Source organism: Streptomyces sp. NPDC101151, from assembly GCF_044768335.1.
Classification (GTDB): domain Bacteria; phylum Actinomycetota; class Actinomycetes; order Streptomycetales; family Streptomycetaceae; genus Streptomyces.
Genome location: NZ_JBIWPP010000013.1, coordinates 117,341 through 139,927, shown reverse-complemented (window position 1 = coordinate 139,927; position 22,587 = coordinate 117,341). Strand labels below are relative to the sequence as shown.

General features: G+C 71.9%; 15 protein-coding genes and 1 pseudogene. 11 read left to right on the top strand and 5 right to left on the bottom strand.

Annotation, left to right across the window (positions count from 1 at the left end):
* Positions 1-8: 8 nt before the first annotated feature.
* The 5 genes from ACIRU3_RS24335 to ACIRU3_RS24315 all read left to right on the top strand — a co-directional run bounded on the left by ACIRU3_RS24335 (position 9) and on the right by ACIRU3_RS24315 (position 5,690).
* The gene (locus ACIRU3_RS24335) at positions 9-1,232 is read left to right on the top strand and encodes an NAD(P)/FAD-dependent oxidoreductase (protein ID WP_404059791.1); all 1,224 of its coding nucleotides are present in this window, start codon (positions 9-11) and stop codon (positions 1,230-1,232) included.
* Positions 1,232-3,853 carry a nitrite reductase large subunit NirB gene (nirB, locus tag ACIRU3_RS24330; protein WP_404059788.1) on the top strand — a complete coding sequence of 874 codons (2,622 nt, stop codon included), beginning with the start codon at positions 1,232-1,234 and terminating at the stop codon, positions 3,851-3,853. The genes ACIRU3_RS24335 and nirB overlap by 1 nt, the downstream gene beginning before the upstream one ends.
* Positions 3,850-4,200, top strand: a complete 351-nt coding sequence (gene nirD, locus ACIRU3_RS24325) for a nitrite reductase small subunit NirD (protein WP_404059786.1) — start codon at positions 3,850-3,852, stop codon at positions 4,198-4,200. The genes nirB and nirD overlap by 4 nt, the downstream gene beginning before the upstream one ends.
* Positions 4,201-4,245: 45 nt before the next feature.
* A complete protein-coding gene (locus ACIRU3_RS24320; RefSeq protein WP_404059783.1) occupies positions 4,246-4,830 on the top strand; it encodes a TetR/AcrR family transcriptional regulator in 585 nt (194 codons plus the stop codon).
* A 71-nt stretch (positions 4,831-4,901) separates the two neighbouring features.
* Positions 4,902-5,690 carry an SDR family NAD(P)-dependent oxidoreductase gene (locus ACIRU3_RS24315; RefSeq protein ID WP_404059781.1) on the top strand — a complete coding sequence of 263 codons (789 nt, stop codon included), beginning with the start codon at positions 4,902-4,904 and terminating at the stop codon, positions 5,688-5,690.
* Between the two features lie 45 nt (positions 5,691-5,735).
* On the opposite strand, the gene ACIRU3_RS24310 is transcribed toward ACIRU3_RS24315, so the two are convergent.
* Positions 5,736-6,659: an oxidoreductase gene (locus ACIRU3_RS24310; protein ID WP_404059778.1), complete on the bottom strand. Its 924-nt coding sequence runs from the start codon at positions 6,657-6,659 to the stop codon at positions 5,736-5,738.
* A 202-nt stretch (positions 6,660-6,861) separates the two neighbouring features.
* Between ACIRU3_RS24310 and ACIRU3_RS24305 the strand changes: the two genes are divergently transcribed.
* Positions 6,862-7,329 (top strand): hypothetical protein, encoded by a 468-nt coding sequence (locus ACIRU3_RS24305; RefSeq protein WP_404059775.1) that lies wholly within the window; start codon positions 6,862-6,864, stop codon positions 7,327-7,329.
* A gap of 128 nt (positions 7,330-7,457) precedes the next feature.
* Positions 7,458-8,012: a DUF4232 domain-containing protein gene (locus ACIRU3_RS24300; protein WP_404059772.1), complete on the top strand. Its 555-nt coding sequence runs from the start codon at positions 7,458-7,460 to the stop codon at positions 8,010-8,012.
* Positions 8,013-8,348: 336 nt separating this feature from the next.
* Here the strand turns inward: ACIRU3_RS24300 and ACIRU3_RS24295 are convergent.
* The 3 genes and pseudogenes from ACIRU3_RS24295 to ACIRU3_RS24285 form a co-directional block, all read right to left on the bottom strand.
* Positions 8,349-8,612, bottom strand: a pseudogene (locus tag ACIRU3_RS24295) (cupin); the annotation flags it as partial.
* 512 nt (positions 8,613-9,124) lie between these two features.
* Positions 9,125-11,845, bottom strand: coding sequence for a pyruvate, phosphate dikinase (gene ppdK / locus ACIRU3_RS24290; RefSeq protein WP_404059769.1), 2,721 nt, complete (start codon positions 11,843-11,845; stop codon positions 9,125-9,127).
* A gap of 407 nt (positions 11,846-12,252) precedes the next feature.
* Positions 12,253-13,482, bottom strand: a complete 1,230-nt coding sequence (locus tag ACIRU3_RS24285; RefSeq protein WP_404059766.1) for an ROK family protein — start codon at positions 13,480-13,482, stop codon at positions 12,253-12,255.
* A 121-nt stretch (positions 13,483-13,603) separates the two neighbouring features.
* On the opposite strand from ACIRU3_RS24285, the gene ACIRU3_RS24280 reads away from it, so the two are divergent.
* From ACIRU3_RS24280 to ACIRU3_RS24270, 3 genes are all read left to right on the top strand, one after another.
* On the top strand, positions 13,604-15,127 hold the full coding sequence (locus tag ACIRU3_RS24280; protein ID WP_404059763.1) for an MGH1-like glycoside hydrolase domain-containing protein: 1,524 nt from the start codon (positions 13,604-13,606) through the stop codon (positions 15,125-15,127).
* Positions 15,124-17,061: a glycogen debranching N-terminal domain-containing protein gene (locus tag ACIRU3_RS24275; protein WP_404059760.1), complete on the top strand. Its 1,938-nt coding sequence runs from the start codon at positions 15,124-15,126 to the stop codon at positions 17,059-17,061. The genes ACIRU3_RS24280 and ACIRU3_RS24275 overlap by 4 nt, the downstream gene beginning before the upstream one ends.
* Positions 17,062-17,990: 929 nt before the next feature.
* Positions 17,991-19,589, top strand: a complete 1,599-nt coding sequence (locus ACIRU3_RS24270; RefSeq protein ID WP_404059968.1) for a sulfatase-like hydrolase/transferase — start codon at positions 17,991-17,993, stop codon at positions 19,587-19,589.
* A 158-nt stretch (positions 19,590-19,747) separates the two neighbouring features.
* Here ACIRU3_RS24270 and dusB read toward each other — a convergent pair whose 3' ends face one another.
* Positions 19,748-20,905 (bottom strand): tRNA dihydrouridine synthase DusB, encoded by a 1,158-nt coding sequence (gene dusB, locus ACIRU3_RS24265; protein ID WP_404059757.1) that lies wholly within the window; start codon positions 20,903-20,905, stop codon positions 19,748-19,750.
* Positions 20,906-21,072: 167 nt separating this feature from the next.
* On the opposite strand from dusB, the gene ACIRU3_RS24260 reads away from it, so the two are divergent.
* Complete coding sequence (locus ACIRU3_RS24260) at positions 21,073-22,515, top strand: MFS transporter (RefSeq protein ID WP_404059754.1); 1,443 nt, start codon at positions 21,073-21,075, stop codon at positions 22,513-22,515.
* Positions 22,516-22,587 lie beyond the last annotated feature (72 nt).

Sequence of the window (22,587 nt, the reverse complement as noted above, 5' to 3'; positions counted from 1 at the left end):
TGCGATACATGACCTCGAAAACGCGTGTGGTGGTGATCGGCGCCGGCCTCGCGGGCGTACGGCTCGCCCGGCGGCTCGGCGAGCTGGGCACGCCCGCGCTGCTCGTCGGCGAGGAGGAGCACCGGCCGTACAACCGGGTTCTGCTCGCCGAGGTGCTGGCCGGCCGGTACGCCCCGGAGGTCATCTCCCTCCCCGCGCCCGGCGGGCTGCTGCGCACCAGGATCACCGGCATCGACCGGGCCGCGCGGCAGCTGCGCTGCGCCGACGGCTCGCCGATCGCATACGACACCCTGGTGCTGGCCACCGGCTCGAACCCCGTGCTGCCGCCGCTGCGCGGCCTGTTCACCCCCGACCACCAGCTGCCCGAGGGCGTCCACGCGTTCCGCACGATGGACGACTGCCTCGGCCTGTCCGAGGCGGTACGGCCGGGCGTGCGGGCGGTCGTCATCGGCGGCGGGCTGCTCGGGGTCTCAGCGGCCCGGGCGCTGGCCGTGCGCGGCGCGCAGGTGGTGCTCGCCCAGCAGGCCGAGCGGCTCATGGAGCGCCAGCTCGACCCGGGGGCCTCTCGGCTGGTCCTGCGGCACCTGAGGGACCTCGGTGTGGAGGTGCACACGGAGTGCCGGGTGCGGGACGTGCGCTGTGCCGGCGGCACGGTCCACTCGGTGGAGATGGCCGACGGCTACGCCCTCGACGCCGACCTGGTGGTCCTCGCCTGCGGGGTGCGGCCGCGCACGGGTCTTGCGGAGCAGGCGGGCCTCGCCGTCCACAAGGGCGTCCTCGTCGACGACGAGCTGCGCACCTCCGACCCGCACATCCACGCCATCGGCGACTGCGCCCAGCACGACGGCACGGTCTACGGCCTCGCCGCCCCGGCTCTCGACCAGGCCGACGTCCTCGCCGAGCTGCTCGCGGGAGGCTCGGGCGACGCGGCCGCCCGCTACACCGGCACCCGTTCCCTGACCCGGCTGACCCTGACCGGCCCCGACTCCCCGTTCGACCTCGCCGCGTTCGGTGACACCGAGCCCCGCCCCGGCGACGACGTCGTGCAGCTCACCGACGCCACCCGGGGCACCTACCGCAAGGTCGTCGTCCGCGACGAACGCCTGGTCGGCGGGGTCCTCGTCGGCGAACTCGGCACCGTCGGCGCGCTCGCCCGTGCCTGGGAGGGAGCGGAGCCGCTCCCCGACGACGGCCCCCTGCTTCACCTGCTCACCAACGATGGAGGCTCCTGATGTCCACGACCGCAATTGTTGGGGACCGGCCCCGCCCCACGATCGTGCTCGTCGGCCATGGCATGGTCGGCCAGCGCTTCCTCGAAGCGCTCGCCGAGCGCGGCCTGACCGCCACGCACCGCGTGGTCGTGCTGTGCGAGGAGCCGCGTCCGGCGTACGACCGGGTGCAGCTCACCTCGTACTTCTCGGGCCGGACGCCCGAGGAACTCTCCCTGACGGACCCGGGGTTCATCGACGACCACGGCATCGAACTGCACGTCGGCGACCCGGCGCAGACCCTGGACCGCGAGGCCCGCAGGGTGACCGCGCGCTCCGGTCTCGTCGTCGACTACGACGTCCTCGTCCTGGCCACCGGCTCCTACCCCTTCGTGCCCCCCGTCCCCAACAAGGACGCCGAGGGCTGCTTCGTCTACCGCACGATCGAGGACCTGCTCGCGATCGAGGAGTACGCGCGGTCCGGGGCGACGACCGGTGCGGTGGTCGGCGGCGGCCTGCTCGGTCTGGAGGCCGCGGGTGCGTTGAAGGGCCTCGGCCTCACCAGCCACATCGTGGAGTTCGCGCCGCGCCTGATGCCCGTCCAGGTCGACGAGGGCGGCGGCGCCGCGCTTCTGCGCACCATCGAGGACATGGGCCTGACCGTCCACACCGGCGTGGGCACCCAGGAGATCGTGACGGACTCCTCGGGCGCCGTCACCGGTATGAAGCTGTCCGACGGCTCCGGACTCGCCACCGACCTGGTGGTGTTCAGCGCCGGTGTCCGCCCCCGCGACCAGCTGGCCCGCGACTGCGGTCTCGCGGTGGGCGAGCGCGGCGGCATCACCGTCGACGAGCAGTGCCGTACGGTCACCGACCCGCATGTGTTCGCGATCGGCGAGTGCGCGCTGGCGGCGGACGGCCGGGTGTACGGCCTGGTGGCGCCCGGCTACGAGCAGGCGGAGACCGTGGCGGCCACGATCGCCGCCGACGAGGCGTCCTTCACGGGCGCCGACCTGTCCACCAAGCTGAAGCTGCTCGGTGTGGACGTGGCCTCGTTCGGTGACGCGCACGGCACCGCCGAGGACTGTCTGGACGTCGTCTACTCCGACTCCCGCGCGGGCCTGTACAAGAAGCTGGTCATCGGCCGGGACGGCACGCTGCTCGGCGGCATCCTGGTCGGCGACGCGGAGGCGTACGGCACCCTGCGCGCGCTCACCGGCTCGGTGCCGCCCGTCGCGCCGGAGTCACTGGTGCTGCCCGCAGGGGCCGGGGCGGGCGCCCAGCTCGGCCCGTCGGCGCTGCCGGACGAGGCGGTCATCTGCTCGTGCCACAACGTCAGCAAGGGCACGATCCGGGGCGCGGTCACCGACCACCGGTGCACGACCGTGCCCGAGGTGAAGAAGTGCACCAAGGCCGGTACCGGCTGCGGCAGTTGTGTGAAGGTGCTCGGCCAGCTGGTCGCCGCCGAGCTGGAGGCCTCCGGCGTCGAGGTGGACAAGGGCCTGTGCGGCTGCTTCGCCCAGACCCGCGAGGAGCTGTACGAGATCGTCCTCGCCCTGCGCATCGGCACCTACCAGGACCTGCTCGACCGCTACGGCCGCGAGGACGCCCGGCGCGGCGACGGCTGCGAGGTCTGCAAGCCGGCGGTCGGCTCGATCATCGCCTCGCTCGCCCCGACGATCGGCGCGAGCGGCTATGTCCTCGCCGACGAGCAGGCCGCGCTCCAGGACACCAACGACCACTTCCTGGCCAACCTCCAGAAGAACGGCTCGTACTCGGTCGTCCCGCGCATCCCCGGCGGTGAGATCACCCCGGAGGGCCTGATCGTGATCGGTGAGATCGCCCGGGACTTCGGCCTCTACACGAAGATCACGGGCGGCCAGCGGATCGACATGTTCGGTGCGCGCGTCGAGCAGCTCCCGTTGATCTGGACACGGTTGGTGGACGCCGGCTTCGAGTCGGGCCACGCCTACGGCAAGTCCCTGCGCACGGTGAAGTCCTGCGTCGGCCGGACCTGGTGCCGCTACGGCGTCCAGGACTCCGTGCGTATGGCGATCGACCTGGAGCTGCGCTACCGGGGGCTCAGGTCCCCGCACAAGCTCAAGTCCGCCGTCTCCGGCTGCGCCCGCGAGTGCGCCGAGGCCCAGTCCAAGGACTTCGGCGTCATCGCCACCTCCAACGGCTGGAACCTGTACGTCGGCGGCAACGGCGGCGCCACCCCACGCCACGCGGACCTGCTGGCCCAGGACCTGACCGACGCCGAACTGGTCCGCCTGATCGACCGGTTCCTGATGTTCTACATCCGCACGGCCGACCGGCTGGAGCGCACGTCGACCTGGCTGGAGCGGATCCCCGGCGGCCTGGACCACGTACGTGACGTGGTCGTGGAGGACTCCCTCGGTATCTGCGAGGAGCTGGAGTCCCTGATGACGGCGCACGTCGCCCACTACGCCGACGAGTGGGCGTCGACCATCAACGACCCCGAGAAGCTCGCCCGGTTCGTGTCCTTCGTCAACGCCCCGGACACCCCGGACCCGGTCGTCGGCTTCGTCCCCGAGCGCGACCAGATCAAGCCCGACCTGCCGCTGCTCTCCATCGGCATGCGCCCCATGGAAGACGTTCTGGAAGGAAGCGCCCAGCGATGACCCTGGCACCCGAGACGACCGACCTCAAGGTCCAGCTGAGGCTGGCGGAGAACTGGTTCACGGTCTGCGACCTCAGTCAGCTGCTCCCCGGCCGGGGCGTGGCGGCCCTGCTGCCGGACGGCAGCCAGGCGGCACTGTTCCGGGACCGGGAGGGCCGGCTGTACGGCATCGACAACCGTGACCCGTTCACCGGCGCGGCGGTCCTCTCCCGCGGCCTGACCGGCACCCACCGGGGCCGGCCGTTCGTCGCCTCACCCCTGCTGAAGCAGCGCTTCGACCTGGAGACCGGGCAGTGCCTGGACGACGAGAGGGTGCGCGTCACCCCGTACGAGGTGCGGACCACCTAGCATCGATCTTGACCGATCGTTCCAGAAAGGCCTAGGCTGCGCCATGTGGCCAGGACCAAGGAATTCGACCCGGACGCCGCGCTGCAGTCAGCCCTGGAGCTGTTCTGGCGGCGCGGCTACGAGGCGACGTCAATGGCCGACCTGGTCGAGCACCTGGGCATCGGCAGGGCGAGCCTGTACGCGACCTTCGGGAACAAGCACGAGCTGTACCTGAAGGCTTTCGACCGGTACGAACGGGCGGGGCTCACCCGGATCGTGCGCGAGCTGTCCGAGCCGGGCCCCGCACTGCCGGCCATACGAGCCGTCGTACGCCGCTACGCGGACGAGGCGAGCGACGAACAGCTGCGCCGCAGCGGTTGCCTGGTCACGAACACGGCGGCCGAGCTGGCCCCGCACGATCCGGCCTCCGCCCGGCGCGTCGAGCGCAACTGGGACCACCTGGAGAGCACGCTGCACGCCACGCTGGTCCGCGCCCGGGCCCAGGGCGAGCTGCCGTCCGACCGCGATCCGCTCGCCCTGGCCCGCACGCTGCTGGTGCTGATGCAGGGCCTGCGGGTCGTCGGCAAGGCGTCGTCGGACCCGGCCCGCGTCCGGGACGCGGCGGAGCGGACCCTGGCCCTGCTGGACTGAATCCGCCCTCCACCGGAGGGCGCTTTTGTCCGGCCTCATACTGAACCGATCGGTCAATAAAAGGGGAGATCATGACCGCCATCGCCACCACCGCACGCAACCGCTTCACCGGCCGGACCGCACTCGTCACCGGCGCCGGCTCCGGCATCGGACGCGCCGTGGCGCTCGCGCTCGCCGCGGAGGGTGCCCGGGTGGTCGTGGCGGGGCGCCGGGCGGAGCCGCTGGACGAGACCGTCCGGCTGATCGAGAAGCAGGGCGGCGCGGCCCTCGCGGTGACCGCCGACATCTCCCGCGCCGCGGACGCGGAGGCGCTGGTCCGGGCCGCCGTCGAGCTCCCCGGGGGCTCGCTCGACGTGGCCGTCAACAACGCCGGCGTCTTCCGCGGCGGGCGGGCGCTCGCCGATCTGCCGGAGGACGACTGGCACAGCCAGCTCGCCGTCAACGTCACCGGTGTCCATCTGGCCCTCCAGGCCCAGATCCGCCGGATGCGCACCCAGCCGTCGGGCGGGGCGATCGTCAACGTGTCCTCCACGTTCGGCCTGCACGCCACCTCCCCGGGAGCCGCCGCCTACTCCGCGACCAAGGCCGCCGTGACCGCACTCAGCCGGGGCGCCGCCCTGGACCACATCGGCGACGGCGTCCGCATCAACGTGGTCAGCCCAGGTGCCACCGCCACCTCCATGTCGCTGCGCCCGGGTGAGACGGAGCAGGACCGGACCGAGCGGGCGAAGGCCACGCTCCCGCTCGGCCGGATCTCCGCCACCGAGGAGATCGCCGCCGCGATCCTCTACCTGGCCTCGGACGACGCAGCCTCGGTCGTCGGCACCGACCTGGTGGTGGACAGCGGCGGCTCCCTGTGAGTGGCCTCCGGCCGAGCCCGCGCGAAGGGGTGTCACGCCCTCGCCTCAGGCCTTGAGCGCGCGGAAGTCCACCCCCGTCAGCCGCACCGAGGCGTCCCAGAGCCTGACCGCCGCCTCGTCGTCGAGGGTCCACGGCGCCCGCCGGGACCGCGCCGGCCCACCCCGCCACATCGCGAACGAGGGCCCGAAGAAGGAGTCCGGTCGCACGTCGGCCGCGGTCGCCGCGTACAGCGTGGGCAGCGCGCCCTCCTCCGCCGACTGGGCGAAGACCCGGTTGCCGGCCTCCATCAACCGCTCGGCAACCCGGCGGCCCTCGGCGCGCGGCCCGGCGGTCTGGAGGTTGGTGGCGGCGTAGCCCGGGTGCGCGGCGGCCGCGACGAGTCCGGTGCCGAGGCCGGCCAGTCGACGCGCCAGTTCGTGGGTGAACAGGAGGTTGGCGGTCTTGGACCGGCCATAGGCGATCCAACGCCGGTACCCGTGCTCACTGTTGAGGTCGTGGATGTCGATGTTGGCGAGCGTGTGCAGCACACTGGAGACGGTCACGACCCGGGCGCCCGGGGTGGCCAGCAGGGCGGGCAGCAGCAGCCCGGTCAGCGCGAAGTGCCCGAGATGGTTGACCCCGAACTGCGTCTCGAACCCGTCCGCCGTCCTCCCGTACGGCGGCGCCATCACGCCCGCGTTGTTGACGAGCAGGTCGAGCCGCTCGTACGGCAACCGGTCCGCGAACTCCCGCACGGACCCCAGGTCCCCGAGATCCAGCCGCTCCACCCCGGCCACGGCCCCCGGCACCTCCGCCACGAGCCGCTCCCCGGCATCACGCCCCCGCGCCTCGCTCCGGCAGGCGAGCACCACCCGGGCCCCCTTGCGGGCGAGTTCGCGCGCGGTGACGTAGCCGAGACCGCTGTTGGCACCGGTGACGACGGCGGTGCGGCCGCTCTGGTCGGGAATGTCCTGCGCGGTCCAGCCCATGGGGCCACTCCTCGCGGCGCTCGACGGACGGACCGAGGGCCGGACCCCGGGCTGACTGCCCCAGCGTAGGCGCGCGGACCGCGGCTGCTGTCGCAACGTGCCCGGGCCGCGGACGACTTCATGGTCCGGCACCGGGAAAATTCCGTTCGGACCAGCCTCCCGGAAGGCATCATGGAGTCCATGACCGCACCCCGAAAGGCCCATGCCGCGTAATCGGCCGGCCGCCCTGCGCGGCGCTCTCCGGACCCCGGGGCCCCGCTTCTGGGAAGAGCCCCCTCCCGTTCGGCTACGTGGCCTGTCCGCCCGTACCAGCCTCGCCGTCCACCGCGCGGAACGCCTCTCCCCCGGTTTCTGGTACCAGCGCGGCGCGACCGACAGCGCCCTGAGGCGCTACCGGGCGTTCCTCCACCCGCCGGGGCGCCGTCCCCGCTACCCCCGCGAGTCCTACTGCGCCGCCTGCCCCGGCTGCGCCCTCGACGACGTACGACAGGCCCGGGACGTCCTGGCCGACATCCTGCCCCTGCTCCCGCCCCGGGCACGTGCCGAACTACGACGCGCGGTGACACCGCTGGACCGCCGCTACCTGCGCCTCACGCTGCCTGACCCGCTGGCCGCGCGGACGGCACCTTCGTGGCACCGGCGTCTCGCGAAGGGCGTGGAGGGGTGGTGAGCCCCGGCCGGGAGGCGCTTTCGGCCGGGCGGGAAATATCCCGGCGCGACGCACAACTTTTGCCGGTGAGGGCGCATCCAACATAGCGACCTGCATCATCCCATTCGCCCGATGGAGGCGGATGCGCCATGTTTCTGAACACTCGACTCCTCTCCCGCCGCGGCCTGGCCGCCGGCCTGACCGCCGCCGCGGCGGCGCTCGCGACCGCGGGCGTCGCATGGGGCGCGACGACGGCCACATCAGCGACGACGGCAACGACGACTCGGGCTTCGGCCGGTCCTCGTACCTGCGCCTCGAACGATCTCTACCTCTCCATGGGCCGCAAGGAAGGAGCGGCCGGATCGCTCTACTGGTCCATCCAGTTCACCAATACCAGCACCACCAAGTGCGCCCTGCGCGGCTACCCGGGCGTCAGCGCCCTGGACACCGCGCACCGCCAGATCGGACCGGCCGCCACCCGCACCGGCCGGTCCTACTCCACCGTCACGCTCGCCCCCGGGCACTCCGCGTCCGCGGTCATCCGCACCACCAACGGCCCGGTCGGCGGCCCCTGCCTGACCACCGGCAGCTATCTGAGGATCTACCCGCCGGCCTCGCACAGCGCCACCCTCGTCCCCGCACGCTGGCAGACGTGTTCCCACACCTTCCAGGTCGGCCCGATCAACACGGAGGGAGCCATCTGACCCTCCGGGCAAGCCGGCCCTCCGGGCAAGCCGGCCCTCCGGGCAAGCCGGGAACGCCGGAGGGGCGGCACCCTCGCACGGGTTCATGGCTGACTTCCCGAGCCGGGAAGTCAGCCCTTCCCGCGCACCTGAGGGCACTTTCAGGGCACTTGGACGGTGTCCTGTGCGGTGAGGCGGGTGGGGATCCGACATGGGCTGTCCGTCCTCACCGAGGGATGATCGAATCGGTGAGCTGGCCCCGCAGTCGGCATCCGAGCGCGGCTGAAGACGACCGCGACGAACAGGGCCGGGCCGTGTGCACGTGAAACGTTTTCCCCCGGACCCTGGAGGCCCTCGTCAGCGGCGCGCGGCCCACGCCTCGCTGTTCAGGAAGTGGTTGTCGTAGAGGTCCTGCACCTCCAGCAGGCTTTCCGGGCCGACCTCGCCCAGGCGAATGCGCTGGATGTGGCGGAAGTACTCGAAGCGCTCGACGCCCGGGGTGATCACGATGAGGATGTCGGCGCCTGCGCCGGTGGTGGCGGCGAAGGCGTGCGGCATGCCCGGCGGGACGATGACGAGGTCGCCGCGTTCCGCGGTGACGATGTCGTCGCCGGAGAAGAGCGCCCAGCTCGACGGAGGGCCACTGAGGTGCGTGGACAACGTCCGAAAAACGCCGGTAGGGCTGATTCCGTGCAGATGCGTATGTAGGCGGGCATGGGGGCCGGCTTACTCAGCACCTCCTCGCGTCTGAGGGGGATTTCGGGGCACTTTATTGTCAAACCAACGGACGGGCGTTAATCAACACCGAACGCGCGGGTCAGTAGCGACGACCAACGGCCAAGGTCCGCACTGCACCAGTCCGTGACCGGCCGCTCCCGGAGGGCACAACGAGGGCACGACGACTTCACGCGGGTCCAACGGCAGCCAACACCAGCAAACACCATTTTGCCTGGTCAGCGGCGTAGCTCGACAATCTCCGCAGATGATGCACAGAGGGGCGGCACCCCCGCACAGGGTGCCGCCCCTTCTCTTTCGTGCGCCGGAGCCGCCGCCGATCGGTCTGAGGGTCGGGGACCGACGACGGCTCCGGGGTCAGGGGGACGGCGCCGGACGCCGTCCTCCGGGTCTGCGGATCAGCGGTGGTCGCTGCCCGCGGACTGGGTCGCCGCGCGGCCGGCCTCGAGGCGGGCGACCGGGATGCGGAACGGGGAGCAGGAGACGTAGTCCAGACCCACCTCGTGGAAGAAGTGGACCGACTCGGGGTCGCCGCCGTGCTCGCCGCAGACGCCGAGCTTCAGGTCGGGGCGGGTCGCACGGCCCGCCTTGGCCGCCGCCTTCACCAGGGAGCCGACGCCGTCCCGGTCGATCGTCTCGAACGGGGAGACTCCGAAGATGCCCTTCTCCAGGTAGGCCGTGAAGAAGGAGGCCTCGACGTCGTCGCGGGAGAAGCCCCACACGGTCTGGGTCAGGTCGTTCGTGCCGAAGCTGAAGAACTCGGCCGCCTCCGCGATCTGGTCCGCCGTCAGCGCGGCGCGCGGCAGCTCGATCATCGTGCCGATCGCCAGCTTCAGCGCGGTACCGGTGGCCGCCTGGACCTCCGCGATGACCTGGTCGGCCTCATCGCGGACGATCTCCAGCTCCTGGACGGTGCCGACGAGCGGGATCATGATCTCGGCACGCGGATCGCCCTTGGCGTTCTTGCGCTCGGCCGCGGCCTCGGCGATGGCCCGGACCTGCATCGTGAAGAGGCCGGGGATCACCAGGCCGAGGCGTACGCCCCGCAGGCCCAGCATCGGGTTCTGCTCGTGCAGCCGGTGGACGGCCTGGAGCAGGCGCAGGTCGTTCTCGTTCGCGTCCTTGCGGGACTCCGCGAGTGCGACCCGGACCGACAGCTCGGTGATGTCGGGCAGGAACTCGTGCAGCGGCGGGTCCAGGAGACGGATCGTGACCGGCAGGCCGTCCATCGCCTCGAACAGCTCGACGAAGTCCTTCTTCTGCAGCGGGAGGAGCTGCTTGAGGGCCTCCTCGCGCTCGGTGTCCGTGTCCGCCAGGATCAGGCGCTCGACCATCTCACGGCGGTCACCGAGGAACATGTGCTCGGTGCGGCACAGGCCGATGCCCTGGGCGCCGAAGCGGCGGGCGCGCAGCGCGTCCTCGGCGTTGTCCGCGTTGGCGCGCACTCGCAGGCGGCGCTTGCGGTCGGCGAAGGCCATCATGCGGTGCACGGCCTCGACCAGCTCGTCCGCGTCGTCGGCGCCCGGGTGCATACGGCCCTCGAAGTACTCCACCACCGGGGAGGGGACCACCGGGACCTCGCCCAGGTACACCTTGCCGCTCGAACCGTCGATGGAGATGACGTCGCCCTCCTCGACGACGTGACCGCCCGGCACCGTCATCCGGCGGCGCTTGGTGTCGACCTCCAGCTCCTCGGCGCCGCAGACACAGGTCTTGCCCATGCCGCGGGCGACCACGGCCGCGTGCGAGGTCTTGCCGCCGCGCGAGGTCAGGATGCCCTCGGCCGCGATCATGCCGTCCAGGTCGTCGGGGTTGGTCTCCCGGCGGACCAGGATGACCTTCTCGCCCGAGCGGGACCACTTCACGGCGGTGTACGAGTCGAAGACCGCCTTGCCGACCGCGGCGCCCGGCGAGGCCGCGATGCCCCGGCCGACCTGCTCGGTCTTGGCGTCATCGTCGAAGCGCGGGAACATCAGCTGGGCGAGCTGCGCGCCGGTGACGCGCTGGAGCGCCTCGGTCTCGTCGATCAGGCCCTGGTCCACGAGCTGGGTCGCGATCCGGAAGGCGGCACCTGCGGTGCGCTTGCCGACCCGGGTCTGGAGCATCCAGAGCTGGCCGCGCTCGATGGTGAACTCGATGTCGCAGAGATCCTTGTAGTGGTTCTCCAGGGTCTCCATGATCTGCATGAGCTGGTCGTACGACTTCTTGTCGATCGACTCCAGATCCGCGAGCGGGACCGTGTTGCGGATGCCCGCGACGACGTCCTCGCCCTGCGCGTTCTGCAGGTAGTCGCCGTAGACGCCCTGGTGGCCGGAGGCGGGGTCGCGGGTGAAGGCGACGCCGGTGCCGGAGTCGGGGCCGAGGTTGCCGAAGACCATGGAGCAGATGTTCACCGCGGTGCCCAGGTCACCGGGGATGCGCTCCTGGCGGCGGTAGAGCTTGGCGCGGTCGCCGTTCCAGGAGTCGAAGACCGCCTTGATGGCGAGGTCCATCTGCTCGCGCGGGTCCTGCGGGAAGTCCCGGCCGGCCTCGGTCTTGACGATCTTCTTGAACTTCGTGACCAGCTTCTTCAGGTCCGCGGCCTCGAGGTCCGTGTCGACGGTGACCTTCTTGGCCGCCTTGGCCGCGTCGAGGGCCTCCTCGAACAGCTCGCCGTCGACACCGAGGACGGTCTTGCCGAACATCTGGATGAGACGGCGGTAGGAGTCCCAGGCGAAGCGGTCGTCGCCGGCCTGCTTGGCCAGGCCCTGCACCGACTTGTCGGAGAGGCCGATGTTCAGGACCGTGTCCATCATGCCGGGCATGGAGAACTTGGCGCCGGAGCGGACCGAGACGAGCAGCGGGTTGTCGGCCTGGCCGAGCTTCTTGCCCATCGTCTGCTCGAGGGCGTCGAGGTGCGCACTCACCTCGTCACGCAGTGCCGCGGGCTCCTCGCCGCTCCCCAGGTAGACCTTGCAGGCCTCGGTGGTGATGGTGAAGCCCGGAGGGACCGGCAGGCCCAGGTTGGTCATCTCGGCGAGGTTGGCGCCCTTGCCTCCGAGGAGATCCTTGAGGTCCTTGTTGCCCTCGGTGAAGTCGTAAACGAACTTCGCTACGTGGGGTTCTTTGTTTTCCGACACGGGTCTCGACTCCTTGAGGCCGCGGTGGCTGCCCTGACGGCGAGGAACATACCCAGATCGAAGGTTCCTGGGTACGTCTACTTGCGTGTCATGCGCCCGTAACCAGTCGTCCGCCAGCGGATCGAAAGTCAAGGCTTGGCAAGCGGCAAGCGCCGTATGTTTTCACTTCTTGAACGCACACATGCCCACCGGTGCGGTTTTACGCTCAGATGAGCACCTCCCATCCACATCTGATTTCGATCGATGAACGATCAAGGGGTGGCACCGAGTGCCACTCCTTGGAGAAGTGCAGTCGCGCACCAACCGCTCATCTGAGCGCAGCCCTTATCAAGGGTGGCGAGAATCACGCTTCCACAGAGGGCGGAATTTCACCATGCGGACCCGGATCCGGACCACAAACACCTACGTCACACGCCCAGCGCGAGCAGCCGCTCCTCGACTCGCTGCGGTGCGTACAGGTGCTCCACCACCAGGGCTCCGGCACCCATCAGCCCGGCCCGTTCCCCCAGCCGGGACGTCACCACGTCCAGGTGCGCCGTGGAGCGGGGCAGCGCCCGTTGATAGAGCAGCTCCCGCACGCCGGTCAGGAAGGGTGTTCCGGCCAGATCCCCGGCGATCATCAGCACGCCGGGGTTGAGCAGGGTCACGACCGTCGCCAGCACGTCCCCGACCCGGCGCCCGGCCTCCCGGGCCAGCGCGGCCGCCTCCGGGTGCCCGGCGACCAGCAGGTCCCGTACGTCCGAGCCGGACGCGGCCGGCACGCCCAGCTCCGCCAGCCGCCGGGCCACGGCACCGCCGCTGGCGACGGCGGCGAGACAGCCGTACGCCCCGCACCGGCACAGTGCCTCGGCACCCACCCGGATGTGCCCGATGTCGCCCGCGCCGCCGTCGACGCCCCGGTAGATCGAACCGTCGACCACGACACCGGCGCCGATACCCGTGGACACCTTGACCAGCACGAACGCCGAGCAGTCGGGGTGTCCTGCGCGTTGTTCGCCGTAGGCCATGAGGTTGGCGTCGTTGTCCACCAGGACCGGCACCGCGGGGGCGCCGGTGTGCTCGGTGAAGGCGCGGGAGAGGCGGCCTCTGATGTCGTAGCCGTCCCAGCCGGGCATGATCGGCGGCTGCACCACCCGGCCGGTGTCGCGGTCCACGGGGCCGGGCACCGCGAGTCCGATGCCGCACACCTCCTGCGCCAGGTGCCCGGCCTTGGCCAGCAGCTCGGCGAACCAGCGGCCGAGTTCGCCCAGTACGGCCTCGGGCCCGTCCTCGACGACCAGGGTGCCGGAGTGTTCGGCGAGCATCTCGCCGGTCAGGGTGAGGACCGCCGCACGCGCGTGCCGGGTGTCGAGGTCGGCGGCGAGGACGACCGCATGGGAGTCGTCGAACTCCAGGGTGATGGAGGGCCGGCCGCCGAGCGGCGAGCCGACCGGGCCGCCGGCGCCCTCGCGCAGCCAGCCGGCCCGGAACAGCCGGTCGAGGCGCTGACCGACGGTGGCGCGGGAGAGCCCGGTGGCCTGCTGGAGCGCACCCCGGGTCACGGCTCGTCCGCTGCGCACCAGTTCGAGCAGATCGCCGGCGCTGGCCTGACTGCCGCCCTTGGTGGCCTTGCCGGTCCTGCCGGGCTGTCCGGTCATGCACACCCCCTTGTGTTTCTCAAGCTTGCATTACATATTGAGTTTTGCGTGTTAAATAGGCGTAACCCTACGGTAGCCACAACCGAACCAAGGTCGGCCGGACGTCTTCGGGGAGCCCCGAGTGGATCGCACTGCCCAGCGCACTGTCCCTGTCCCGCAGCGAGAGATCGCATACGATCCGCCGGCCGCGGTGACATCCCTGCACATCAGGGCGGCCGAGGTGCTGGAGGCCAATTGGACGGGCGCGTCGACCGTGCCCTCCCGGAGCCTGTATCCGCACCAGTGGTCATGGGACTCGGCGTTCATCGCGATAGGACTGCGGCACCTCTCGCCGCTGCGGGCGCAGACCGAGCTGGAGACGCTGCTGGCGGCCCAGTGGGGCGACGGGCGCGTCCCGCACATCGTCTTCAACGCCTCCGTACCGCTCGACGCGTACTTCCCGAGCCCCGACTTCTGGCGCTCCTCGACCGCGGGGCGCGCTGCGGGCGCCCCGCGCACCGTACAGACGTCGGGCATCGTGCAGCCACCGGTGCACGCGCTGGCGGCCTGGCTGGTGCACTGCGCCGACCCGGGTCTGTCGCGGGCGCGCGGCTTCCTCGCCGGCGTGTATCCGCGGCTGGCCGCCTGGCACCGGTATCTGCTGCACCGGCGGGACCTGGGCGGGGGCGGGCTGGTGTCCGTCGTGCACCCCTGGGAGCAGGGCATGGACAACAGTCCCTGCTGGGACGCCCCGCTCTCCCGCATCACCCCGGCCCCGGCCCGCTCCTTCCGCCGCGCCGACCTCGACCACGGCGCCGCCGAGGACCGGCCGACGGATCTGGACTACGGGCGGTACGTGCGGCTGGCCGCCGACTACCGGGAGGCGGGGTACAGGGACGGGCCGGGCGGGGGGTACAGCGACGGACCGGGCGGGGGACACGGGGCCGGCGGCGGCGAGTTCGCCGTCGAGGACCCGGCGTTCAACGCCCTGCTGATCGCCTCCGAGCAGGCGCTGGCACGGATAGCCGAGGAGCTGGGCGCGCCGGGCACCGCCCGCCGTGCGCGCTCCGAGCGGCTGACGGCGGCCCTGGTCGACCGGCTGTGGGACCCGGCGAGCGGGATGTTCCGGTGCCGGGACCTGCGGGCCGGGGATCCGCGGACCGGGGATCTGCGGGGCGGGGATCTGCGGGGCGGGGAACTGGTCCCCGAGCGCAGCGTCTCCGGCCTGATTCCGTTGCTGCTGCCGGGGCTGCCCCGGGAGGTCGCCGCCGCGCTCGTGAGCACGCTGTGCGGCCCCCACTTCGGGCTGGGCACCGGCACGGAGCTGGTCCCCAGCTACGACCTCCTCGGCGAGGCCTTCGACCCGCACCGGTACTGGCGGGGTCCGGCGTGGTTCAACACCAGCTGGCTGCTGGAGCGGGGGCTGCGCGCGCACGGCGACCGGGAGCGCGCCGACGCGCTGCGGCTGGCGGCGCTGAGGCTCGCCGAGGCCAGCGGTTTCGCCGAGTACGTCGACCCGTACACCGGCGAGGCGTGCGGCACGACCGGTTTCGGCTGGACCGCCGCGCTCGCGCTCGACCTGCTCCACCAGCCCGGGGGAAAGAGCGTGTCCCCCACGGGCGCCGGCACGTTCGACAGGAATGACAAGGGAGGGGACGGGGCATGACGGATCGGCATCATCTGCTCGTGCACGGGGCGACCTTCGCCGCCGTGGGCGACCGGGGGGACATCAGCGGGGTGCGGGGCGCCGGCTCCCCGGACGGGTTGTTCGTGCGGGACGCCCGGCATCTCAGCCGCTGGCAGCTCACCGTCGACGGCGCGGTGCCCGAGGTGCTCACCCCGGTCGCGGACGGCGACGCGGCCCGCTGTGTGCTGGTGCCGCGCGGCGGCCGGCAGGAGCCGCCCGCACACACGCTCTTCCGTGAACAGGCCGTCGGCGACAGCTCGTTCGTCGAGGCCCTGCGGGTGACCAGCAACCGCCCGGCGCCCACCACCGTCCGCCTCGCCATCACCGCGGACGCCGACTTCGCCGACCAGTTCGAGCTGCGCTCCGACCACCGCACCTACGTCAAGGCCGGCGCCGTACGCTCCCGCCAGGTCCTGGACGACGGCATCGAGTTCACCTACCGGCGGGCCGAATGGCGGTCCTGTACGACCATCACGGCCGACCCGGCGCCGGACGCCGTCGAGGAGACCGGCACGGGCGCCCGCCGCCTGGTCTGGGTCATGGACCTGGAATCCCACGGCACGACCGAGCTGGTGCTGCGCGTGATGGCCCGCCCGCACGGCGACAGGCGCGCCCTGCGTGTGCCGCGCTCGCCGGCCGCGGTGAACGAGCAGGTACTCGCGCTGGAGGGCGGGTTCGTGGAGGGCGTGGCCTTCCCGACCGGCTGGCCGGAACTGGCGGCGGCCTGTGCCCGCGGGCTCTCCGACCTGGCCGCGCTGCAGGTACCGGCGACCGGACCGGACGGCGAGGAGCTGCGTGTCCCGGCGGCGGGCGCACCCTGGTTCCTCACCCTGCTCGGCCGGGACGCCCTGCTCACCGCCCTGTTCGCGCTGCCGTACCGGCCGCAGCTGGCGGCTGCCACGCTCCCGGCGCTGGCCGCGACCCAGGCGACCGGGAACAGGGTGTCCTCGGTCGCCCAGCCCGGCAAGATCGTGCACGAGGTGCGGCACGGCGAGCTGGCGCACTTCGGGCAGGTGCCGTTCGGGCGGTACTACGGCTCGGTCGACGCGACCCCGCTGTTCCTGATCCTGCTCGGGGCGTACGTCGAGGGGACCGGGGACACCGTCCTGGCCCGCCGCCTCGAAGCGCACGCGCGCGCGGCGATCGGCTGGATGCTGGACCACGGCGGGCTGACGGCGCGCGGCTACCTCGTCTACCGCGCCGACCGGGGCGGCCTCGCCAACCAGAACTGGAAGGACTCCCCCGGCGCGATCTGCTGGTCCGACGGCACCCGGCCCACCGGGGCGGTGATGGCGGCGGGCGCCCAGGGTTACGCGTACGACGCGCTGCGCCGCACGGCGTGGGTGGCGCGCACGGCGTGGGCCGACGAGACGTACGCCGCGCTGCTGGAACAGGCGGCGGCCGACCTCCGGGACCGCTTCCAGCGGGACTTCTGGATGCGGGAGCACTCCTTCCCCGCGCTCGCGCTGGACGGGGAGGGCCGCCAGGTCGACGCGCTCGCGTCCGACGCCGGGCATCTGCTGTGGTCGGGGCTGCTGGACAAGGAGTACGGCGAGGTCGTCGGCCGGCGGCTGCTGGAACCGGACTTCTTCTCGGGCTGGGGCGTCCGCACCCTCGCCGCCGGCCAGCCGGCGTACCACCCCCTCTCCCACCACCGGGGCCCGGTCTGGCCGCACGACAACGCGCTGATCACCCTGGGCCTGGCCCGCTACGGCCTGCACGACGAGGCCCGTACGGTGGCGCACGCCCTGGTCGACGCGGCGACGGCCGGCGGCCACCGGCTTCCCGAGGTCCTCGCGGGCTACGGCCGCGACACCCACCCCGAGCCGGTTCCCTACCCGCACGCCTGCATCCGCGAATCCCGCTCCGCAGCGGCCCCGCTCGCCCTGCTCACCGCGGTCGGAGGCGCGTAACACCAGCCTTGACCGGGCGTTTGCCCGGTGTTTGCCGAGGCCCGTGAACAGCGGACTCGGGCGAGCCGTACGGGATGGCGGCGGGCCGGGCGGGCCGGGGTTTCCTCGGCCCTGCCCAGCCTCCCCAGCATGGCCCGCCGTCTCCGTCACGGGTCTCGCACGGAAGGACCTCCGGGTTGCCTCAGCACACGAGCACGCGCCAGTCATCGGGTACGGCCGGGGGAGCCGAGGCTGTCCTCGACGAACGGGAGGAGGAGAGGACACGGACCCCGGAAGCCTCCGCCCCCGCCTCCGCCGAGGCTGGGGCCGACAGGGCGGAGGCCGGTCCGGACGAGGTGGAGGCCGGAGAAGCCGGCCCCGAAGAGGCCTCCCGCCCTGATGCCACCGCCCCGGAAGCCCCCGCTGATCACGCCCCGGAGGAGGGGCGCGTCGAGGACACTCCGGAGGGCATATCCGAAACGCCTCCCTCTCCGGACGTGGCCGACCGGGAACCCTCCGCCGGGACAGCCCGCGCCGAAGAGGCCACTGCCGCGGAATCCAAGGAGCCCCGCGCCGAAGAGCCCACCGCGGCCGACACGGACGCAGTCGACACGGACGCACCCGCCGCGACCGCCACAGCGAACGCCGCCGCAGCCGGAGCCGCCACCGAAGAAGCCACCCCCGAGGGAACGGCCCCCGAAGCCACCACCGAAGAAACCACCCCCGAGGGAACGGCCCCCGAAGCCACCACCGAAGAAACCACCCCCGAGGGAACGGCCCCCGGAGCCGCCATCGGAGGAACCTCTCCCGGGCGAACGGCCCCCGAGCCTGCCGCCGCGGCCGCCGCCACCCGCCCCGCCCGCCGCACCTGGACCGCCTGGTCCTCCCGGAGTCGTCGCCTGCGGCAGGCGCACCCGGCCGCCGCCCAAGCCCTCTCCGTCACCCTCACCGTGCTCGCCGCCCTCCTCGTCGTAGCCGCGCTGGTGCTGCCGAACACCGTCGTCGGCCTCGGGCCCGCGAAGTTCGCGCGGATACCCGCGGAGGCGGTCATCGGGGCCGCGGTGATGCTGGCGCTGCCGCGCCGGCCGCGGGTGGTGCTGGCCGTGGTGTCCGGAGTGGCACTGGCCGCGATGACCGTGGTGAACCTGCTCGACATGGGGTTCAACCAGTACCTCGGCCGCGGCTTCAACCTCGTCCTCGACTGGAGCCTGCTCGGCGATGCGCAGTCGTACCTGGAGGACTCGCTCGGCCGTACGGAAACCCTCGCCGCCACCGCCGGTGTGATCACTGCCGTGCTGCTGCTGTTCGTGCTGCTGGCCCTGTCCATGGTCCGGCTGAGCAACCTCCTCGCCCGGCACACCGGCACCGCGACCCGCGGCACGCTGATCGCGGGCGTCGTCTGGATCACCTGTTCATCCCTCGGCCTGCAGATCTCGGGCGTGCCGATCGCCTCGGACCGCACCGCGACCGCCTTGAAGATCCAGGCCCGCCGGGTGTCGGACACCCTGCGGGACGAGGCGGAGTTCCGGAAGGTGGCCAAGGTGGACGCCTTCGGGAACACGCCCGGCTCCCAGCTCATGCCCGACCTGCGCGGCAAGGACATGATCTTCACGTTCATCGAGAGCTACGGACGCAGCGCGATCGAGGACCCGATCATGGCGCCCGGCGTCGACAGCACCCTGGACACGCGCACCAAGGCCCTCGCCGAGGCCGGCTACCACGCCAAGAGCGGCTGGCTGACCTCGGCGACCTACGGCGGCAGCAGCTGGCTCGGCCACTCCACCACCATGTCGGGGCTGTGGATCAACAACCAGCAGCGCTACCGCACCGTCATGGCGAGCGACCACCTCAGTCTCACCAAGGCCTTCAAGAAGACCGGTGCCTGGGACACGGTCGGCGTCATGCCGGGCGTGCAGAAGGGCTGGCCCGAGCAGAGCTTCTACGGCCTGGACAAGGTCTACAACGCCTTCGAACTCGGCTACAAGGGGCCGAAGTTCAGCTGGTCGACCATGCCGGACCAGTACGCGCTGGAGCAGTTCCAGCAGCGCGTGCACGGCAAGAAGCACGACAAGCCGATGATGTCGGAGATCATCCTGACGTCCAGCCACCAGCCCTGGGCGCCGATCCCGAAGGCGGTCGGCTGGGACCAGCTGGGCGACGGCTCGATCTTCAAGGGCATCCAGGCGGCGGGCAACAAGCCGGCGGACGTCATCGCCGACACGACCAAGTCCCGTCAGGAGTACGGCAAGTCGATCCAGTACTCGGTGACCGCGCTGACCGAGTGGCTGGAGCGCTACGGCAACGACGACACGGTCCTGGTCTTCCTCGGCGACCACCAGCCGATCGCCCGGGTCAGCGGAAACCACGCCAGCCGTGACGTGCCGATCTCGATCGTCGCCAAGGACCCGAAGGTCCTCGACAAGATCGGCGGCTGGGGGTGGACGGACGGCCTGCGTCCCGCGCACAACGCGCCGGTGTGGAAGATGAGTTCGTTCCGCGACCGCTTCCTGACGGCGTACGGCTCGACCCCACACCCGAAGAAGGGCTGACACGGGCTGAGCCCTTGCCCGGGCCCGGGCCCGGAGCCGATCCGGCCGGGGCCCGGAGGCCGCCCCGTCGGGGTCCGGGGCGGAGCCGAGCCCCGCGGCGGTCGCCTTCCGGCCGACCGACTCGGGTGGGCGGGTGGGCGGGTGGGCAAAAAGGCTGCTCAACCGCCGGAGGTATCCAGCTCCGCGTCCTCACTCACGCCCGCGCAGTCGTACGGGTCCTTCAGCCAGCCGTCCGGCAGCACCACTCGGTTGTTGCCGGACGTACGGCCGCGCGGGCCGTCGGCGCCGAGCGGCCAGGCCTGGTCGAGGTCCAGCTCGTCGAGACCGGCGCGCAGCTCCTTGAGCGACGAGGTGATCGCGAGCCGCTTGCGCATCTCGGAGCCGACCGCGAAGCCCTTCAGGTACCAGGCCACATGCTTGCGGAAGTCGATGACACCGCGGGACTCGTCGCCGATCCATTCGCCGAGGAGGGTGGCGTGGCGGACCATGACGTCGGCCACCTCACGGAGCGTCGGCCGCGCACTGCTTCCGCCGGTGCCTCCGGCAGGGGCCTCGGTACGCCCCTCGAACGCGGCCACCAGGTCCGCGAACAGCCAGGGCCGCCCGAGGCAGCCGCGGCCCACGACCACCCCGTCGCAGCCGGTCTCCCGCACCATGCGCAGCGCGTCCTCGGCCGACCAGATGTCGCCGTTGCCGAGCACCGGGATCTCCGGCACATGCTCCTTGAGGCGGGCGATGGCCTCCCAGTCGGCCGTGCCGCCGTAGTGCTGGGCGGCCGTACGGCCGTGCAGCGCGATCGCCGTGACGCCCTCCTCGACGGCGATACGGCCGGCGTCGAGGTAGGTCATGTGGTCGTCGTCGATGCCCTTGCGCATCTTCATCGTCACCGGGAGGTCGCCGGCGCCGGAGACCGCCTCGCGCAGGATGGCCCGCAGCAGGTTCCGCTTGTACGGCAGCGCGGACCCGCCGCCCTTCCTCGTCACCTTGGGGACCGGGCAGCCGAAGTTCAGGTCGATGTGGTCGGCGAGGCCTTCCTCCGCGATCATGCGGACGGCCTTGCCGACGGTCGCCGGGTCGACGCCGTACAGCTGGATCGAGCGCGGCTTCTCGGTCGCGTCGAAGTGGATCAGCTGCATGGTCTTCTCGTTGCGCTCGACCAGCGCCCGGGTCGTGATCATCTCGCTGACGAACAGCCCCTTGCCCCCGCTGAACTCCCGGCACAGTGTGCGGAAGGGCGCGTTGGTGATCCCCGCCATGGGTGCGAGCACGACGGGCGGCACCACGGCGTGCGGGCCGATGGAGAGCGGGTGGGTCATCAGACGACTCCGGGACGGTGTACGACAGGAGGCAAGGAACCATTGTCCCTCACCCCTCGGACAGCTCCGCCGGCCGCTCCTCCGCCGGCTCGGGGCGCTCGGCTCGCGATCACGGTGTAACGCTCATTAGTTAGACGCACTATCGAAATCGGCGTACGATGGAGCCCATGCCCGAGCTCAGCCAGCGCCGACGTCTGCTCGTGCTCGCGATCTGCTGCATGAGCCTGCTGATCGTGAGCCTCGACAACACCGTCCTGAACGTGGCGCTCCCCTCGATGCAGCACGAGCTGCACGCCACCACCTCAGGCCTGCAGTGGACGATCGACGCCTACACCCTGGTGCTGGCCTCCCTGCTGATGCTCGCGGGCTCCACGGCCGACCGGATCGGCCGCAGGAAGGTGTTCATGGCGGGCCTGGTCGTCTTCTCGATCGGCTCGCTGCTGTGCTCGCTCGCCCCGAACCTGGAACTGCTGGTCGTCTTCCGCATGGTCCAGGCGGTCGGCGGCTCGATGCTCAACCCGGTCGCCATGTCGATCATCACCAACACCTTCACCGACGTGCGCGAGCGCGCCCGGGCGATCGGTGTGTGGGGTGCGGTGGTCGGCATCTCCATGGCGGCCGGGCCACTGGTCGGCGGTCTGCTGGTGGAGTCGGTCGGCTGGCGCTCGATCTTCTGGGTCAACCTCCCGGTCGGCCTCGCCGCCCTGCTGCTCACCCTGCGCTGCGTCCCCGAGTCCCGCGCACCCAAGGCCCGCCGTCCCGACCCGGTCGGCCAGGTGCTGGTGATCGCCCTGTTCGGCTCGCTGACGTACGCGATCATCGAGGCGCCGAACGCGGGCCCCGGCACGGTGGTCCCGTTCGCCGGGATCGCCCTCGTGGCCCTGCTCGGCCTGCTCCGGTACGAGCCCCGGCGCGAGGAACCCCTCATCGACCTGCGCTTCTTCCGCTCCGCTCCGTTCAGCGGGGCGACCGTGATCGCGATCAGCGCGTTCGCGGCGCTGGGCGGCTTCCTGTTCCTTTCCACGCTGTACCTGCAGAACGTGCGCGGCCTGGACGCACTGCACGCGGGCCTGTGGATGCTGCCGATGGCCGCGCCGACGTTCCTGTGCGCACCGTTGTCCGGACGGCTGGTGGGCAGCCGGGGGCCGCGGCTGCCGCTGCTGGTGGCCGGCATCGCCATGACCGCGAGCGGTGTGCTGTTCGCGGCCTTCGAGGCGCAGACGTCGGACGGCACGCGGCTGGCCGGGTACGTGCTGTTCGGCATCGGCTTCGGCTTCGTCAACGCGCCGATCACCAACACGGCCGTGTCGGGGATGCCCCGGGCCCAGGCCGGGGTGGCGGCCGCCGTCGCCTCCACCAGCAGGCAGTTGGGGCAGACTCTGGGGGTAGCCGTGATAGGCGCCGTGCTGGCTTCCGGGGTGGGGGCGTCGTCGTACAAGGACGCGTTCGTCGCGGCGGCTCGCCCCGGCTGGTGGATCCTCACGGTGTGCGGGGCGGCCGTGCTCGTCCTCGGGCTGGTGAGCAGCGGGCGCTGGGCCCGTCGGACGGCCGAGCGCACGGCCGAGAGGCTGCAGTCGGCCGAAGTGCGGGAGGTCGTGGGGGCCTCGTAGCAGGTGAGTCCCGCCCGTGCGGCTCGGCCCTGGGCGGCCGTTCGGAGGAGCGAGGCGCGCGGCACCGGCCCG

Coding starts and splice junctions, on each gene's coding strand:
- ACIRU3_RS24310 (WP_404059778.1), bottom strand. CDS start 6,659: ATGGGCTGGACCGCGCAGGACATTCCCGACCAGAGCGGCCGCACCGCC.
- ACIRU3_RS24300 (WP_404059772.1), top strand. CDS start 7,458: ATGTTTCTGAACACTCGACTCCTCTCCCGCCGCGGCCTGGCCGCCGGC.
- ACIRU3_RS24285 (WP_404059766.1), bottom strand. CDS start 13,482: ATGACCGGACAGCCCGGCAGGACCGGCAAGGCCACCAAGGGCGGCAGT.
- ACIRU3_RS24305 (WP_404059775.1), top strand. CDS start 6,862: ATGCCGCGTAATCGGCCGGCCGCCCTGCGCGGCGCTCTCCGGACCCCG.
- nirD (WP_404059786.1), top strand. CDS start 3,850: ATGACCCTGGCACCCGAGACGACCGACCTCAAGGTCCAGCTGAGGCTG.
- ACIRU3_RS24335 (WP_404059791.1), top strand. CDS start 9: ATGACCTCGAAAACGCGTGTGGTGGTGATCGGCGCCGGCCTCGCGGGC.
- dusB (WP_404059757.1), bottom strand. CDS start 20,905: ATGACCCACCCGCTCTCCATCGGCCCGCACGCCGTGGTGCCGCCCGTC.
- nirB (WP_404059788.1), top strand. CDS start 1,232: ATGTCCACGACCGCAATTGTTGGGGACCGGCCCCGCCCCACGATCGTG.
- ACIRU3_RS24275 (WP_404059760.1), top strand. CDS start 15,124: ATGACGGATCGGCATCATCTGCTCGTGCACGGGGCGACCTTCGCCGCC.
- ACIRU3_RS24315 (WP_404059781.1), top strand. CDS start 4,902: ATGACCGCCATCGCCACCACCGCACGCAACCGCTTCACCGGCCGGACC.
- ACIRU3_RS24260 (WP_404059754.1), top strand. CDS start 21,073: ATGCCCGAGCTCAGCCAGCGCCGACGTCTGCTCGTGCTCGCGATCTGC.